Here is a 17243-nt window from a genome sequence, read left to right as displayed (position 1 = left end):
ATAACCGGAATTCGGGAGCGGTTTCCATGGAACACAAGCGACTGAAAAAACCGGACCGAGAGCGCTCCCTGTCCGGTTTTTTCAAATTTTTCTTTCCTCCTGTCTTCTGTGGCGAAGAAGTATGATCAAGGGGCTTATATAGACAAACACTCTGGAGGGATTGGTGACGGAGGCGCTGGAGGGATTAGTGACGGAGGCGGAGACGCCGGGAATAGCTGAGTTACAACATCATTCCCAGTGACCGATCTCTGGTGGTTCACAGGGTTGCCATTTACCTTTCTCAGTAACTGGAAGGGGTACCGCTCGTCCAATCCATCGCTGGCTAATCACAGTGAGTTCTACCCTGACGTACAAAAGTCAGATCTTATAACATTCAGGTAAACGAAGATCCCACTCCACAGGTCGGCCAGCAGGCCAATTGATGTGGGTGAGTTTTGCCAACTTGTTAACTGGATTGACCGAAACCTATCAGAATATTCTCCCTTGATCCAATCCCCTTCGTATGATAGGATGATCGCTAAATATTATAAAAAATAAGACTTCTATGCTGGAGATGATGAAGATGAAAAAGGACGGCAAGCTGAACGACTCCAAGTCTTCCTCCAACCCGGTTCAGCAACGCTTGGACCAGTTCCTCGCGCAGGTTACCGCGCCGGATGCCCGTCCGGCCGACCTGCTGTGCGACCGTCATCCCACCGACGCTGTCGCGTTCACAGTGGTCGAGGCTGATCTGCGCGGCCGCGACATCACGTACGGCTGGCTGCGCACCCGTTCGGAGCAGGCCGCTGCCGCGCTGGCGAGCCTCGGTGTGAGCGAGGGCGACCGCGTCGCGACCTTGATGGGCAAAAGCGCGGATCTTGTCGTCACGTTGCTGGGCATCTGGCGCCTGGGCGCGGTACACGTGCCATTGTTCACCGCCTTCGCGCCACGAGCGATCTCCGCCCGGCTGACCCGCAGCGCCGCGAAGGTGGTGGTATGTGACGCCAGCCAGCGTGCCAAGCTCCACCCCTCCGCCGACATGCCTGATGATGCGCCGTGGCGCATCGTCATCGCCGGTGAACCAGCGGCCGCCGGTGACGGCGACGCGATACTGGCTGAACTTCTCGATGCACAGCACCTTGGGTTTCCCGCGCCCATCCGCACCGATCGCAACCCGCTGGTCCAGCTCTTTACGTCGGGCACCACCGGTGACCCTAAGGCAGTCCCGGTGCCGGTAAAGGCGCTCGCGGCCTTCGGGGTCTACATGGAGTACGGACTGGACGTGCGCGAGGACGATGTCTTCTGGAACGCCGCCGACCCCGGTTGGGCCTACGGCCTGTACTACGGCATTCTCGGTCCGCTGTTCACGGGCCGCCGAAACCTGTTACTGAATGCCGGGTTCGACGCCAAGCTGACCTGGAGGCTGCTGGCGGCCTACGCGGTGACCAACTTGGCGGCGGCTCCCACCGTCTACCGGGCACTGCGATCCACCGGGGCGCATGCGCCCGAGGATCTCGCCTTGCGGGCCTGCTCCAGCGCCGGTGAGCCACTCAACCCCGAGCTCATCACCTGGTCCGAGCGCCGACTCGGTGTCCCGATCCGTGACCACTACGGCCAGACGGAGCTGGGTATGGCGATCATCAACGGGTGGCACCCCGATGTCCGGCACGACCTCCAACCCGGCTCCATGGGTCGCGCCATGCCCGGGTTCCGTGCCGCGGTCCTGGCCAAGTCGAAAGACGACGAGGCACCGGCGGAAACGCTGGGGCGGGTGGCGATTGACGTACCGGCCAGCCCGCTGATGTGGTTCACCGGCTACGCCGATGACCCCGAACGGACCGTGGCCCGCTTCAGCGCCGACGGTCGGTGGTACTTCACAGGGGATGTCGGCACGACCGACGAGCGGGGGTATATCCACTTCTCCTCACGTGACGACGACGTCATCATCATGGCCGGGTACCGGATCGGCCCCTTCGAGGTCGAGTCCGCGCTGGTCTCCCACCCCGACGTGGTCGAGGCTGCCGCTATCGGCGTGCCCGATGATCTGCGGGGCGAGGTGCTGGAGGCATACGTCGTCCTGCGAGACGGCGTCCAGGCGAGCCCGCAACTGGTGAACGACCTGCAGCAGCACGTGAAAAGGCGCTACGCCGCCCACGCCTACCCGCGCAGCATCCACAGCATCGCCGAACTGCCCAAGACCCCCAGCGGGAAGGTGCAGCGGTTCATCCTGCGCGAGCTGCGCCGCGGACAGCTGCAGAACGCTGCCCAAGAGGCCGACCTATGAGGGCCGCCAACGGCGACTTCGTTCGTATCCACGAGCGAGGGCCGCGCACCGCGGCCCATCCCGACGCAAGGCGACACGTATTTCGGACGACGACCGAACCTGTTGCCCGTTGGGGGACCAGGCTCTTGTCACATTGAGCATTCTCGCGGCCTGACTGACCTGCGCCTTGGTCGCCGCCCCCGGCGGCTGTCGCGATGGCTCCGAGCGTTACCACGTGGTACGTCAGCGCGGCGGTGCCCGACGGCGGCAGCGGGCCCCGTCAGGCGCCCTTCAACTCATTGGCCGACGTAGCAGGCATCGAGCCAGGGGATCGGGCCAGAGCCCGTCACTGCCACCTCTGCCCTGCGCCATCACCAGCGGCAGTAGTCCTAGTCCCTGTCACGGGCCAGCCAACATTGCGCTTGAACCGTGGCCAAGACTGGCCCCTGTTTAATAATGACACCGATGGACTCAACCCCCGTCTCTCCGGCGGGGGTCTTCACATGGATCACGACAGATCATGTTACCGTTCAGGGGTAATACACGCGAAGCTGTCACCAGTAACCGAACTGACCGAAGATAATGGGAGAATTGTTTTTCCAGGACGGTGAATGCGATGGAAGATTTCATCTGGCAAACGAAACGTTTGCGGGCAAGGAGACTAACCCTGGACGATACGGGGCGATCTCCATCGTATTTTTTCAGATCCAGTGGCGATGAAGCATTATAGAACTGGATGGTTCGTCTGCAACAAGGAGGGCGGAGAACATCTAAATGATGGAAACCATAGCTGCTCTCCTATGAAAGCTGCCTTCAGGGCCGCAAGCCTTCTCTCCCCCGTATGTTTCCCGATCCGCAGCGCATATCCTCCCACTGGGGGCGGTTTCCATTCTCGCCTCACCATCGGTCAAACCACAGTTCCCCTATTATTTATCCCGGGTAACTGGTCACAAAGGAACCGTTCCTGCAAATGATGAATGAACACACCCATAAAACCCATTTATTTTTTGGAAAGGTGTGATTGCATGAAATGTTGTGCGAAACTGCTGGTGAGCTTATTGTTGATGATGGGACTGAGCGGTTGTGTTTCCCAGTGGGAAGCCAGGGAGGCAGCTGAGAAATACTACTCCGGCATGGTGGAGCAAGATTACGACCGGGCTTTCTCTCAGTTGCTCCTCTTTAAGGAGTACGTGGATCAACCCGGTGAAGTCTCCAAGAAAGAAGCAAAAGACTTTTTTTATAAAAAGATGGACTATCTGGAAAGCCAAGATGATCGAATCATGGATTTCAAAATCAAAGGTACATACAAGCACGAACCACACTTACCCCAAACACAGGTAACCGCTCTGGTCACCGTTCATAAGGGAAAGGACAAACGAACCTACCGGGAAACCTTACAAGTAACCGAAAATGGATTGTTTATCGACCACTCCGACGACAAAATGAATATCTACCGCGACGGAGAAATGGCAGTCGATATTCCTTCCGAATGATTTCTATTGAATCCCTTCCGTGATTCCACAGGTCGCATGGATCGGGGGGCATCATTTTCATCACCGATTTCATCCCATGTTCCCAATTCGTGAATCAAGCAAATTTTCCTTCAGTTCAACAAAAGTGTTGACAATAAAGAGCGTAACCGTTATGACGGGAGTGAGCCCCAGCAAGAGGGGCTTTGGTGCTGTATCCATTCCCTCATCCCCTCTCTCCCCCCTGTTTTTCGGTTGATTCGTTTTGGTTCTATATCGTTTTTTAAAGGAGTTGGACCGCTTTTGGACAACCTGACGCACGGACTGCTCGGTTATGCCGTTTATGCCGCCACCCGCAAGGAAGAGGAAAGCAGGAAAGAACAGTTGGGCTATGCGGCGGCCGCCGTCATCGGAGGGGAAATCCCCGATATCGAAGGATTCACCACCTTCATGGGACCTGAAATCTACCTTACTTGGCACCGGGCCTTTACCCATTCCGTTCTGTTCGCCCCGGTCCTGGCCCTGCTCGCCGTGGGGACTGTGGCTCTGTTCAACCGGGCTGTCCGCCGGAAGAAAGCCTATGTTCTCGCCCTGGCGGCCATCCTCATTCATATCGCCGCCGACTGGGCCAATACCTGGGGGACGGGCCTCCTGGAACCGATCATCCGGGAGCGGTATTCCCTTGGCATCCTTCCGATTGTGGACGTCATCATCCTGTCCATCTTCGCCGTGGCATTTGCTCTCAAAAGAAAGTACGGTACGGCACGGGTCTTCAAAGGGGCTTGGGCAGCCATGCTGTTGTACGTCTCCTTCCAAGCCGTCCATGCCGGATGGCTCGAATCCCGCTTGGATCACCGTTACGAGACGGTGACCGCCAGTGCCCGGATGATGCCCTCCCAGTTTCATCTGGTGGCAAAAACGGAGGACGGATACCATTTCTATGACGGTTCCGCGTTCACTGGGCTCCGGAAAACCGGGGAAGCGAAAAACGAGCGCCATCCCGTGGTGAAGGAGGCGCTGAAAGACGGGGAAGCCCGGGCCCTCGTCCGCTTTCTCCCCGACTACGGGACGGAAGTGGAAGAGTTGGAGGATGTCTGGCGCGTCACCATCTACGACCCCCGCTTTCGGCAGCAAAACTCGTCCCTCTTGAGCACGGAAGTAGTGGTGCCGAAGCGGAAGGATTCCCAAGGGGGATGATCACGCATTCCAGATGCGCGCCACCGGGGAAGCCGGCCACTCCACCTCAAACACGTCGGGATAGGTGAGCCGGCTCCACGCCTCGAACCCGAACCGGGCATCAAAATGATTCAACAGATGGGTCAGCAGGCCGCCATGGGTGACCACCACCGCCCGGGCGGCTTTTGTCTGAGCCAGTTCGGCCAGCACGGCCATCCCCCTTTCAGTGGCGCAGCGGGCGGACTCTCCCCCAGGCAGACAAAGGTCCGGGTCGGCAAATGAATCCTTCAACCGGTCCATCCAATCTTGCCTCGGTTCACCGGCCAACACCCGTTCGGACAACCGTCGGTCCACCCGGAAAGGGATCCCCGTCCATTGGGAGAGGGGTTCCGCCGTCTGAAGGGCCCTTCGATATGGACTGGTCCGGATGGCATCCGGAGAGAGGGTGTGCAGGAACTCCGCAAGGGCTGCCGCCTGCCGCTTTCCCTCATCGGTCAACCCGGCGTCCGGTGCCTGACCGTCCGCCGAACAATGTCTCACTAGTAACAGTTGCATAGCCGCGTTCCTCCCTGAATGAAAAAAATGCCCGTCGAAAACGGGCCTCCCGTTTCATGATCCACTTCGGACTCCTTCGGGCTCCAGATGCTCCGCCCGGTTCACTTCTTCCACCCGCCATCCCCTTTCCGGGTGGTGGATCAAACGGGAGATGGCGGTGTTCCGGATCCGGGTTCGCCCCGGTCCGTGGACCCCGCCGCTGATGACTTCCAGCACGGCGTTAATGCTCCCGCCGTGGCTGACCACGGCGATCCGCTCTCCCGGGTGCGTTTCCACCAGCTCTTCCAAGGCAGCCATCATCCGTTTCCGGGTCTCTTCCGCTTTTTCCACGCCGTATCGACCCCCGCGGTGCCAGACGGTCTCCCATTCATCCGGATAACGCTCCTTCACTTCTTCGATCCGAAGCCCTTCCCACTCCCCCAGATTCCGCTCCCGAATCGCGGACAGCGTTCGCACCTCCATCTCCCGGGACCTCGTGATTTGTTCCGCTGTCTGAATCGCCCGGCTCAGATCACTGGCATACACGGCTTCAAAGGCAATTTCCTCCAGATACGTTCCCAACCGGGCAGCTTGCTCCCCCCCCTCCGGGGACAAAGGCTCGTCCCGGTGTCCCTGGATCCGTTTCTCCCGGTTCCAACGGGTCACGCCGTGACGGATCAGGTAAATTTCGGTTTGCATCACACTCTCCCCTCTCCCGTTCCTCTCTAACCCTTGTATTCAAAAGCTTTCTTTTCATGATTCCATATGAGCTCATAGGTGCGGACCACCTCTCCCCGGAAGGTCAGCTGGTCCACCGTCAACACCCGGACCGGTTCTCCGTTTTGTTCCCCGACGGTCAGGAGCAGACGGAACCGGGACTTACGATCTTCCGGAAGGGAAGGGTCCAGGCGGATCTTCTCGTCCCGGACCAACCCCGCGGAATTTCCGCGGAAACGAACCTTCCGTTCCCCGTCAAGGATCACGAACCGATCCACAGCCGCTGCGTAGCGGACTCCTTCCGGGGACCCGGACAAAAAAGGCTTTTCTCCCCGGACCGCCAACAGAGTCTCCGGACCTCCGTCATCCGTCGTTTCCTCCCTGAATACGATCCGGGCCCCGTTACCGAGGACCGTTTTCACCCGTTCCTGCAGCCGTTTTTCCGCCCAGCTTTTTGAGAGAAGGGCGGTGTCCAGCGTGTGAACCAAAGGCCGAAGTCTTCCCTCCGTTGAACGGGCGGAGGCCACCACCGTCCACTTGTTTCCCGGTGAAGGGGGGGAGCTGATCATCCAACGATCGGCCAGCTTTTCCCCTTCCCGCAGCTGAAACCGGGTCAGCCGCCAACGGTTTTTTCCGTCGCTTGCATTCAGCACGGCGGCACGTCCCTCTCGGCGGAGAGAGAGTTCCAGGTTTTGATCTCCTTGAGTCCGGATCTTCTGCTGGAGGAAGTACTCCCGGTATACCAAAGGAACTTTGATCCGGTAGCCCAGGTCCAGGGTTTCCTGGGTGAGGGAGAGGAGTTCTTCCTCTGCACTCTTGGAACCGGTTTCCAGTGTGGCGGATTTCACTGATGTTGAAATCTCCGCAGGGGCATACACCGTCTCTTCCCGCCTGTGTGAAGCCGTATGAAACAGATCGATCCGATATGCGTCCGCTTCCTTGTCATAGACCACGGTGGCCATGTACGTTCCGTCATAGCTGTATCCCAACAGATACGGGCGTTTCAGCGTATATTCCTTCAATCCTTTCTGTCCGATCAGCTCCTCCAGACGAGGAACCTCTCCCCTTAAGCCGGGTTGAACCGGTGGAGAGCCCCCGGTCTCACGACCGGAACCGGAAAAACAGCCGGCCGTTCCCGAGGCGAGAATTCCCGCCAGGCAGAGACAGAGACCCAGCTTCACCCATCGCGGCACTTCGCCACACTCCCCACCCCGTAATACCTCTATCTTAACGAAAAAAGGACCGCTTTGGCTATCCTGGAATTCCATGGCTGAAACGGACGTTCCACTCGGGGTTCGCCATGCATAGGTCCTTGAACCCATTCAAAAGCTATCTCCGACAGAATTTCCGAAAGCGGAGCAGTTTTATGAATCTCAAACTTTGCGCGGGGAAGGATTTGTCCCTCCTCCTTTTCCGCCCTCACCACAGCCCTGCCTTGTTCCGGCTGGTGGAGACCAACCGGTCCCATTTGGAATCGTGGCTTCCCTGGATCCGCGAGATTCGGGACGTGGAAAGCATGGATCGGTACATCCGCCGAGCTCTGACCGCCTATTCCTGCGGAAGGGAAGCCCACTTCGGGATTTGGAACCGGGGGGTACTGGCCGGTTCAGTAACGGTGGAACGGATCGACATCGCCAACCGGGTCGCGGAGATCGGTTACTGGCTGGGTCGGGGACAGACCGGCCAGGGTTTGATGACCCGCTCCGTTCGTTGCGTTGCGGAGTATCTTTTTCGTCAGCGGAAGATGCATCGGGTGGAAATCCGGGTGGATGCATCCAATCACAGCAGCCGAAAGGTGGCCCTGCGCTCCGGGTTCCGCGAAGAGGGACTTCTCCGGGACGCGTACCGAAGCGCCCGCGGGGTAAACGATGTGGCCATTTACGGTTTACTGGCACACGAATGGGCGGAAACGAAAGACGGCCCGTAAAAAAACCTGCGGTTTCCTTCCGCAGGTTCATTCAAACGAACTGACGGGCCGGATCGTCATCCGGCCTTTCTCCCGGACTCCCTGGAAAACGGCGTTGGAGGGTGTCAACGGTTTGACCCGCTCGGCAAATCGGCCCCGCTTCCCTTTGCAGTGAACATAACGGACCACCTCATCTCCCTCGGTGAAGACCAGAAGGCTCTCCCCTTCTTTCAGATCCGATATCCGTTCCCCGCCCTCTTGCCATTCAAAACCAAGAGCGCGGTTGATCTGTTTCCCCGAGCTGCCGGGCCCGAAAATGTAAAGATTTTCCCACGAAAAGCGGGTCACGTAATTCATTCTGAGAATCCCGTTACCAAGCCCCCCGCCTTCGCTCATTTCCAGCTTTTGGACCGCGGCGTTCAGATCGTTTTCCAGGCTGGGCTGGGTCAAGGTATTGGCGCAGGCCGTCAAAAACAGACAAAGGGCCGCGATCGCAATGGACCGAATCGGCTTCATGATCGCCCCCCCCTTCCTTGTTCCATACCATCCATTATACAACAGGATTTCCCTCCGACGGCGGGACGAATATGGCAATCAAAAAAACAGATCGACCCGGAGAAGCGTTGTGAAAAAGTGAGCGGCAGCATTTACCCAAAGCCCTCCGGCTGCACTCACAGAGCACAAGTCTCGCCTGGGTCGCTTACGCTCCCCGGTCTCGCTATGCTGTCCTGCAGAGATGGTTGCACTGTCCGCTCCGAATCATCCTGCTGCGGGCAGGGGCAAAACGCCTTCGGATGCGACACAGAGGAGCTTTTGCCCCTGAACGCCCTTGCAGGCTGATTCTCCGCTGGGCAGGACAGCAAAGTCGCTATTTTGGGTAAACGCTTCCCCTTTTCTCGAAACGAACATGAAATCACAACGCTTGGAGGGGTCCGTCTGTTTTTTTCCTCTTTTACACATCGATGCCGTTCACGGACGGGGGGACAGGGAGAGGGAACTGCTTTCCCGAATCACCAAATCGTGCTTCACAAGAGCGCACGTCCCGTCGGTCAAAGGCAGTCCCTTCAAGATCTCCATCAGCAGACCGGCGGCCTTCAAGCCCATGTCAAAGGGGGAATGCCGGACCGTGGTCAGACGGGGCTTCACAATGGATGCCAATTCCTCATCGTCAAAACCGACCAGCGCCATCTCCTCCGGTACCGGGATCCCCCGCTCTTCCAAACGCCTCAGGGCCCCGACCGCCATCCGGTCGCACGCGCAAAAGACGGCAGTGGGTCGCTCGGGAGCTCCCAGAATCACTTTCATGCCTTCATAACCATCGTGAAGGTGGAAGCCCTCCCGTTCGGTCACCCATTCGGTACGGAAAGGCAGCCCCGCTTCTTCCAGGGCATCCCGAAACCCCTGATAGCGCTCTTTTCCAGAAGCGAGATCCCACATCGGACCGCTGACCATCCCGATCTCCCTATGGCCCATCCGGATCAGATGAGAGACGGCCTCAAAGGCGGCCCTCCGGTTGTCCAGGACGGCGCAGGGAGCGTTTAATCCGGTCAGGCGCTGGCCGATCACGACATAGGGGACGGCCAGTTTTTCCAGCGCTTGCCGAAGCTCCGGATCAAGCCGCGCGGAGGCCAGAATGATCCCGTCCATTTGCCGGGCCTGGTAAATCCGTAAAAGCTCCCTTTCCCGCCCGGGTTCCTTTTCCGAAACGGCCAGCATGAGATAATATTGATTCTGCTTTGCCACTGTTTCAATCCCCTGCACCAGACCGGAAAAATAGGGATTGCTGATCTCCGGAATGATCACCCCGATCAGTCCCGTCTGCTTCCGGATCATGCTGCGGGCAACGGCATTGGGCAAATAACCGGTCTCCTCCACCGCCTGGAGAATCCGGTTCCGCAGCTCTTCGCTGACAGGCTTGGACTGGTTCAGAACGCGGGATACCGTGGCGATGGAAACACCCGCCCGCTTGGCCACGTCACGAATCGTCACGGTCATCCGATCACCCCGTTCCCACGGTCATTCTTTGACGGCACCCGAAGTCAGTCCCGCCACGATTCTCCGTTGGAACAGAAGAACCATGATCACAAGCGGAATGGTGACGATGACGGCGGCAGCGGAAATCTCCGCCCATGGAATGGTGTAACGCCCCTGGAAGAGAGCGATCCCCACCGGGACGGTTTTCATGTTTTCATCGGTGTTGATGGTCAGAGCGAAGAAAAATTCGTTCCAAGCCGCGATGAACACCAGGATCGCCGTGGTGAAGGTCCCGGGAACCGCCAGGGGAAAGATCACTTTCCACAACGCCTGCCAAGTGGTCGCCCCGTCCATTTTGGCGGCTTCCTCCAATTCATAAGGAATTTTCCGGAAGAAGTTGGTCATGTTCCACAAAGCCAATGGAAGGGCGAACGTGGTATAAGGGATGATCAATCCCAAATAGCTGTTGGTGAGACCCACATTCTGCATGAACATGAAAATCGGGGAGATGGTGGCGATCTGCGGGAACATGCTGACGGCCAGCACGATGCCAAGGATGAGGCTCTTTCCGCGAAACTTCAACCGGGCGATGGCGTAGGCGGCGATCGATGCAACAAAAATGCAATACGCCGTCGTCACCACCGCCACCACGGTACTGTTCCACAGATAGGATCCAAAAGGGCGCAACGTAAACACCTTGACGAAGTTCTCAAAGGTCGGATTGTCGGGAATGAGTTTGAAGGCATCCGCTCCGAACAGTTCACCCGGCGGTTTGATCGACGTGACCGCTACCCAGAGGAAAGGGAACAGTACGGCGATCAGAAATACGGCCAGGAAGAAATAAAACAGGACTCCTGCATTTTTTCGCATCTCTGTCACCTTCCTTATTTACCGCTTCCATCACTGATGAGGTCTCTTCCGAGCAATTTGACAAAGAGGATGCTGATGATCGCGATGCAGAAGAACACAATGACGGCCAGGGCGGAACCAGCCCCGAAGTTCATCTGGGCAAACATCGTTTTGTAGGCGTAAACGGAGATGGTTTCCGTGGCGTTGGCCGGACCTCCCCCGGTCAACACAAAAATCAGGTCGAATACCCGGAAGGCGTCCAGGGTCCGGAACAATAGAGCAACCAGGATCGTCGTCCTCAGCATCGGCAGCGTAATTTTGAAGAATTGCTGAATTTTGCTGGCTCCGTCCACTTCCGCCGCTTCGTAAAGGTTGTTCGGTATGGTTTGGAGCCCCGCCAAAAGCAGAAGGGCCATAAAGGGAGTCGTCTTCCACACATCGGCGAAAATGACGGCAAACATGGACCAAAACTTCGTGGTCAACAGGGTCCCCATATCGGGAATCAGGCCCAGGTCAGTGAAAATCTTGGCCATCACCCCGTTCTGTCCGTCAAACATAAATTTCCACATCAGCGCGGCCACCGCCGTGGGCAACGCCCAGGGGATCAAAACCGAAGCGCGGACCAGACCACGACCGAAGAACTGGCGGTTGATAAGGAGAGCAATTGCCAACCCAAACACCAGCTCCAGCGCTACGGAAATCACGGTGAACACCACGGTATTATTCAGAGAATCCCACATGCGGGGGTCCTTGAAATATTTTTCATAATATTTAAGCCCCACAAAGTTGGGTTCAATGAAGGAACTCAGAAGCCCGTTGGACAGGCCGACCACCCGCTTCGGTTGATCCAGCGCTTCCGCTTTTTCCAGGGCTTTCAGTTCCTTTCGGGCCTCGGTGATCAGTTGGGTGGCCTCTTGGGCCTTTTCTTCCTGCAGTTCGACGAATTGGAGGTTTTCGGGGACGTTTTTCCCTTCAAATAAAATTTCGTCCACCTTTTTGTACTGCTCGGCAAGCTGCGGATTGCTCTCCAGGACGCTTCGTGCTTTCTCCACTTTCTCCTTTGCCGAGGTCAGTCGGTCTTTGTTTCCCTCTTCGGCTTTTCCGATCTCCTTGTTGAGGGAGGAGATCAAAAAAGGCATGGAGTTGGCATATCGTTCGACGTCGATTCCGTAGTTGGAGTGAGTTTCCAGTTTGGTCGGATCGTTCAGCCTGACATCGTAGAGGCTCAGCCAGAAGGAACGAACCACCGGATAGATGGCGATCACCAGGATGAGAATCATCGCCGGGAGCACAAGGAGATAGCCCAAGTTCCGTTCGGAAAGCCCCCTCCGGTTTCTTTTTTTCATGTTTTCACCACTCTTCATTCGTGATGTCTAAAAAAGAACCGGAGAAGCGGGATCCGGGGCAAACCCGGCCCCGTCCCCTCCGGTTGTTGTATCATCCAAAGGGTTTTTCAAGTAAAGCCGTCCGAAAACCCAAGGTTTGAATCGTGGGATGAAAGGCAGCGTTACTTGGCATCCCCTTGGACTGAGGGCGCAAACCACTCAAAAATCCCATGGCTTTTAGCCGTGTGGAAAGTGTTAATTCACAACCTCTTTCAGTTTCTTCTCCATCACTTTGACGGCTTCTTCCGGCTTTTGTTTTCCGGCCAACGTTTTGGAGACTTCCACCTGAATGATATCGGAGATCTTCGGATATTCCGGGGAAACCGGACGGGAAACCGCCGCCTTCAGGCCTTCGATATAATCTTCATTCTCGAAGAGAGGGCTGGCGTTTTTCACTTCTTCGTCTTCAAAGAGTGGCAGGTAGGTCGGGGCCAGACCGCCGTCGATGGCAGAGATTTTTTGGCCCTCGGGACCATTCATGAACTTGATGAACTCCCAGGCCTCTTTTTTGTGCTTGGAGTTTTTGTTGATCCCGGACACCCATCCCCCGAGAGCGGCGGCGCTTTTCTCATCCCCTTTCGGGAGGGGGGCGACATCCACTTTGCCTTTCACGTCGGAATCGTCCTTGTTCATCAAGGCGTAGTGATAAGGCCACTGACGATCAAAGACGGCTTGCCCTTCCTTGTAAATGGCGTCTGTCTCCACTTCGGTGATGGCCGTCACGTTACCCGGCACATAATCGGACTGCGCGATTTCCGCCATTTTTTCCAGCCCCTGAACGGTATCTTTGCTGTTGATGACCACGTTCCCCTGTTCGTCCAGGACTTTCCCGCCGTAAGCCCCGATGAACTCGATAAAGTTGCAGACCAAGCCTTCATACTGCTTCCCCTGGAAGACGTAACCGTACTTGGTCCCTTTTTCCCCTTTGTTTTCCTTGGCCTGTTTCACCAGCTCATCCCAGGTTTTCGGCGGCTCTTTCACGATGTCCGTGCGGTAATACAAAAGCCCCGCGTCCATAAATTTGGGCATGGCCCACTGTTGGCCGTTATAGCTGCCTGCTTCGACAGCACCCTCCACGTATTCATCCATGTTGATGCCATCCTTCTGGATGTATCGATCCAGAGGTTCCAAGTATCCGGCCTGAGCAAATTCCGCCGGCCAAATCACATCCAGGTCGAACACATCGATCTCGCTGGAACCGCCGCTGAACATCGTCACGTACTGGTCATGGCTGGTACCGGTGTCAGCGGGCATTTCCTTGAATTTGACGTCGATGTTGGGATGCTTTTTTTCAAAAGCCTCGATGATTTTTTCAGTGGCTCCCGTCTGGTCTTTCCCGCGGGCATACGTGATCGTCACTTTTTCCCCTTCCGCATCGCTTCCCTCTTGATCGGAACCCTGCCCGCAGGCGGCTAAAGAGAAGATCAGAGTGGCAGATAAACCGACGGCGGCCATCTTTTTCCACATCTTCACATGAGTAACCTCCCTTGAGAATTTTGAGACGGAGCGTCATTGGGTTAACAACCGGAATCAACACCCTATTTGGAAGGCCCGGAAACCACCCCCTTCAAAGAAATGAACCGTTCATTCGGGGACGCGGACGACGGTTTTCTTTTCCGCGGATTCCAGGGCCGACAGGATCACTTGAAGGGACTTCAAGCCTTCTTCCCCGGGAATCAGGGGCTCCGTGTCTTCCAAGATGGAATCGACGAAAGCGTCGATCACCCCGCTGACGGTTTGTCCGCCTTCTTCATTGGTGGCGATGCCGCCGACTTCATATTTTTCGACGGTGCCGTCCGTCCGGCGGACCACCACCTGATCCACCGGGTCTTCGGCGATGCGAATCTGACCGTGCTCGCAGTAAAGAACCGTGCTGTTGTCTTCCCCCGGATGGTGGGTCCAGCTGGCCGCCAGAGTGCCGACCGCACCCTTCCTGGTCCGGAGCATCAAAACCGCGTTGTCCTCCACGTCGGTTTCTTCTTTTTCCAGGGTGCCGATAAAGGCTCCAACTTCATCGATTTCGTCATCCAGCAGCCAGCGGAGAAGATCCGCCTTGTGAACCCCCAGATCCCCCATGGCTCCGACAAAAGCCTGTTCCTTACGGAAAAACCATCCACCCGGACCTTCCACGCTCCAGCCCTCGGGGCCGCCATGGCCGAAAGCGGTGCGGAAGGTAAGCACCCGGCCAAGGCTTCCCTCTTGGAGGATTTCCTTCGCTTTGCGATGGGGGGGCATCAGACGCTGGTTGTGGCCGATCATCAGCTTGACCCCGTTCTCTCGGGATGCCCGGATCATCGCTTCCCCTTCCTCCCGGGAGACGGCCATCGGTTTTTCGCAGAGGACGTGCAACCCCGCATTCATGGCCTCAATGGAAGCGGCCGCATGGTCGGCGTTGGGCGTGCAGACGCTGACGGCATCCAGTTTTGTCTGATGGATCATCTCCCGATAATCGGTAAAGGCTTGTCCGCCGTGACGTTTTGCAGCCGCTTGAGCCCGTCCTTCATGGATGTCGCAAAAAGCGATCAGCTCCACCCCGGGATGGGCGGCATATTCTGGGATGTGACGGTGAAGGGCGATGCTTCCACAACCGATGACTCCCACTCGGATTTTTTTCAACCGGATCTCCTCCTCGCTCGGGTGTTCAGACCCACCACATTTCGGTGAGCTTTTCTTTGGTGATGATCGGTTTCAAATTTTCAACGGCTTTCCGGAAGCCTTCCTCGATCGACATGAGAGCGTCTTCATGTTCGATGCTGACCACGTAATCGTACCCGACCAGGCGGAGGGCACTGATCATATCCGTCCATTCTTTCATGTCGTGACCGTAGCCGACCGTCCGGAAAATCCACGCCCGATCTTGCAGGTTGGCGTAGGATTGCATGTCGGTGAGCCCATGCCGGTTGACCATTTCGGGATCGATGTAGGTGTCTTTGGCGTGGAAATGGTGGATGGCGTCCTCCCGCCCCAGGATTTTGATCGCCGCCACCGGATCGATCCCCTGCCACCACAGATGGCTGGGATCCAGATTGGCTCCGATCACTTCACCCGCTTCTTCCCGGAGTCGAAGGAGGTTGGCCGGTGTATGGACCGAGAATCCGCCGTGGAGTTCCAGGGCGATCTTTACATGGTGGTCCGCAGCAAATTGGCCCCATTCCTTCCAGTAAGGGATGATCTTCTCCTTCCACTGCCATTCCAGCACTTCCCTGTACTCATTGGGCCAGGGAGCCACGGGCCAGTTGGGATATTTGGCTCCTTCATGATCCCCGGGGGTTCCCGAGAAACAGTTGACCACGGGAACTTCCAGTTTTTCGGCCAGTTTCACCGTTTTGACGAATGCTTCATGGGAGGAACGGGCGAAAGCGGAATCCGGGGTGAGCGGGTTCCCGTGGCAGGAGAGGCCGCTGATCATCAATCCGCGGTCTTCCACCGCTTTTTTGAACGCTTTCAGCTTTCCTTCGTCCTCCAACAACACGTCGGGATCGCAATGGGCGGTTCCCGGATAACCCCCGGTACCCAGTTCCACTGCATCCAACCCGGATTCGGCCACATAATCGAGCATTTCCTCAAAGGGTTTCTGAGAGAACAAAACGGTAAACACGCCAAGTTTCACAGTTTTGCGCCTCCTTCGATATGTAATCGCTTACTGAAACCGTTAGCAAAAAACAGAAAGAAAAATCGGAAGGAAAAGAAAGCTTCGGGCTCAATATCCCCCTCAAGGAAGGATGAAGATCTGAAATTCAGGAAAACGAATTCAGGAAAACGTTTTCCTACTATGAGAATATGAAATTTTGGTGTAAGATGCAAGAACAAATTCTCTCCAAATCAGAATGGAGGAGGCCTTGTTCCATGATTCCTGTCATCACACTGGGCGAAGCCCTGATCGATTTTATTCCGGTGAATCCCGGAGACACGCTGGCGGAAGCCCCCGCTTTTTCCCGTCAGGCGGGAGGAGCGCCCGCCAATGTGGCTGTCCAGGTCGCACGCCTCGGTGGAAAAGCACGGTTCATCGGCAAAGTGGGTGCGGATGCCTTCGGTTATTTTCTGGAGAAGACCTTGAAAAAAGAGGGAGTGGACACTTCCTGCCTGTTGAAAACAGAGGAAGCCCGCACCGCTCTGGCTTTCGTCTCCCGGGTGGAGGAAGATGAAAACCCCTTCACCTTTTACCGGGATCCCGCTGCGGACCAATTGTTGAAACCGGAGGAGGTCAATCCGAAGGCTCTGGGTGCGCGCGCCATCTTTCACTTCGGTTCCGTCTCGCTCAGCTCCGAACCTTCCGGCAGCGCCACCCGCCAGGCGGTAAAAATCGCACGGGAAAAAGGCGCGCTGATCAGTTTCGACCCCAATATCCGGCCTCCCCTCTGGACGTCGATGAAGGTGGCCAGAGAGGAAATCCAGAGCCTGCTTCCCCAAGCGCACTTGGTTAAGATCAGCCGGAGCGAGTTGTTTGCACTGACGGATCAGAACGGCCGCAATCCCGAAGTCCTGGCCAAACAGCTGAGGGAAACCCATGACATCCCTCTCTTGATTGTTTCCCTTGGCGCCACCGGCTGCCTCTATGTTTCCGCTCACGGGAGTGGAACGATTCCGGCCCCGCGGGTGGAAGTCGTCGATCCCACCGGTGCGGGTGACTCGCTGACCGGTTCTCTCCTTTACCGGATTTCCCGGGAAGATCTGTCTCCCAATGAATTCATGCGAAACCTGACGGATGCTGCCTGGCTGGAGGATCAGCTTCGCTTCGCCGTCACTGTGGCCTCCCACTCCATCACCCGCCAAGGGGCCATCGCCTCCTACGCCGGTCAGGCGGACCTGGAATCACTGGGTTTGTCAGAATGATCTCCGATATCCAGAAGCACTGTGAAAAAGTGAGCGGCAGCATTTACCCAAAGCCGCTCCGGCTGCACTCACAGAGCACAAGTCTCGCCTGGGTCGCTTCTCTCCCCGGTCTCGCTATGCACTCACAGAGCACAAGTCTCGCCTGGGTCGCTTCTCTC

Annotated in this window: 15 protein-coding genes; 5 read left to right on the top strand and 10 right to left on the bottom strand. The window is 56.9% G+C overall.

The window, feature by feature from the left end; genetic code table 11:
• Positions 1–562 precede the first annotated feature (562 nt).
• The 3 genes from C8P63_RS17900 to C8P63_RS17890 all read left to right on the top strand — a co-directional run bounded on the left by C8P63_RS17900 (position 563) and on the right by C8P63_RS17890 (position 4908).
• Positions 563–2263: an AMP-binding protein gene (locus C8P63_RS17900; protein ID WP_108026568.1), complete on the top strand. Its 1701-nt coding sequence runs from the start codon at positions 563–565 to the stop codon at positions 2261–2263.
• Positions 2264–3267: 1004 nt separating this feature from the next.
• The gene (locus C8P63_RS17895) at positions 3268–3735 is read left to right on the top strand and encodes a hypothetical protein (protein ID WP_108026563.1); all 468 of its coding nucleotides are present in this window, start codon (positions 3268–3270) and stop codon (positions 3733–3735) included.
• A gap of 279 nt (positions 3736–4014) precedes the next feature.
• A complete protein-coding gene (locus C8P63_RS17890) occupies positions 4015–4908 on the top strand; it encodes a metal-dependent hydrolase (protein ID WP_170109748.1) in 894 nt (297 codons plus the stop codon).
• On the opposite strand, the gene C8P63_RS17885 is transcribed toward C8P63_RS17890, so the two are convergent.
• From C8P63_RS17885 to C8P63_RS17875, 3 genes are read right to left on the bottom strand one after another with little or no spacing between them, the layout of a single operon-like run.
• Positions 4909–5442, bottom strand: coding sequence for a histidine phosphatase family protein (locus tag C8P63_RS17885; RefSeq protein WP_108026557.1), 534 nt, complete (start codon positions 5440–5442; stop codon positions 4909–4911).
• A 54-nt stretch (positions 5443–5496) separates the two neighbouring features.
• Positions 5497–6120 carry a histidine phosphatase family protein gene (locus tag C8P63_RS17880; protein ID WP_108026554.1) on the bottom strand — a complete coding sequence of 208 codons (624 nt, stop codon included), beginning with the start codon at positions 6118–6120 and terminating at the stop codon, positions 5497–5499.
• A gap of 26 nt (positions 6121–6146) precedes the next feature.
• On the bottom strand, positions 6147–7331 hold the full coding sequence (locus C8P63_RS17875) for a hypothetical protein (protein WP_108026551.1): 1185 nt from the start codon (positions 7329–7331) through the stop codon (positions 6147–6149).
• Between the two features lie 173 nt (positions 7332–7504).
• Here C8P63_RS17875 and C8P63_RS17870 point away from each other — a divergent pair, with 173 nt between their 5' ends.
• Positions 7505–8065 (top strand): GNAT family N-acetyltransferase, encoded by a 561-nt coding sequence (locus C8P63_RS17870; RefSeq protein WP_170109747.1) that lies wholly within the window; start codon positions 7505–7507, stop codon positions 8063–8065.
• A gap of 27 nt (positions 8066–8092) precedes the next feature.
• Here C8P63_RS17870 and C8P63_RS17865 read toward each other — a convergent pair whose 3' ends face one another.
• From C8P63_RS17865 to C8P63_RS17835, 7 genes are all read right to left on the bottom strand, one after another.
• On the bottom strand, positions 8093–8560 hold the full coding sequence (locus C8P63_RS17865; protein WP_108026545.1) for a hypothetical protein: 468 nt from the start codon (positions 8558–8560) through the stop codon (positions 8093–8095).
• A gap of 453 nt (positions 8561–9013) precedes the next feature.
• Positions 9014–10039, bottom strand: coding sequence for a LacI family DNA-binding transcriptional regulator (locus C8P63_RS17860; protein ID WP_108026542.1), 1026 nt, complete (start codon positions 10037–10039; stop codon positions 9014–9016).
• Positions 10040–10060: 21 nt separating this feature from the next.
• A complete protein-coding gene (locus C8P63_RS17855) occupies positions 10061–10888 on the bottom strand; it encodes a carbohydrate ABC transporter permease (protein ID WP_108026539.1) in 828 nt (275 codons plus the stop codon).
• A 14-nt stretch (positions 10889–10902) separates the two neighbouring features.
• Positions 10903–12213: an ABC transporter permease subunit gene (locus tag C8P63_RS17850; protein ID WP_108026536.1), complete on the bottom strand. Its 1311-nt coding sequence runs from the start codon at positions 12211–12213 to the stop codon at positions 10903–10905.
• A gap of 234 nt (positions 12214–12447) precedes the next feature.
• Positions 12448–13725 carry an ABC transporter substrate-binding protein gene (locus C8P63_RS17845; RefSeq protein WP_245921023.1) on the bottom strand — a complete coding sequence of 426 codons (1278 nt, stop codon included), beginning with the start codon at positions 13723–13725 and terminating at the stop codon, positions 12448–12450.
• A gap of 111 nt (positions 13726–13836) precedes the next feature.
• Positions 13837–14868, bottom strand: a complete 1032-nt coding sequence (locus C8P63_RS17840) for a Gfo/Idh/MocA family protein (protein ID WP_108026533.1) — start codon at positions 14866–14868, stop codon at positions 13837–13839.
• 25 nt (positions 14869–14893) lie between these two features.
• Positions 14894–15862 carry a sugar phosphate isomerase/epimerase family protein gene (locus tag C8P63_RS17835; protein WP_108026530.1) on the bottom strand — a complete coding sequence of 323 codons (969 nt, stop codon included), beginning with the start codon at positions 15860–15862 and terminating at the stop codon, positions 14894–14896.
• 236 nt (positions 15863–16098) lie between these two features.
• On the opposite strand from C8P63_RS17835, the gene C8P63_RS17830 reads away from it, so the two are divergent.
• The gene (locus C8P63_RS17830) at positions 16099–17085 is read left to right on the top strand and encodes a carbohydrate kinase family protein (protein WP_170109746.1); all 987 of its coding nucleotides are present in this window, start codon (positions 16099–16101) and stop codon (positions 17083–17085) included.
• The last annotated feature ends 158 nt before the right edge of the window (positions 17086–17243 follow it).

This window comes from Melghirimyces profundicolus (assembly GCF_003054245.1).
GTDB lineage: Bacteria > Bacillota > Bacilli > Thermoactinomycetales > DSM-45169 > Melghirimyces > Melghirimyces profundicolus.
The sequence above is the reverse complement of the archived record's forward strand: the minus strand, read 5'-3'. Positions and strand labels throughout refer to the sequence as shown.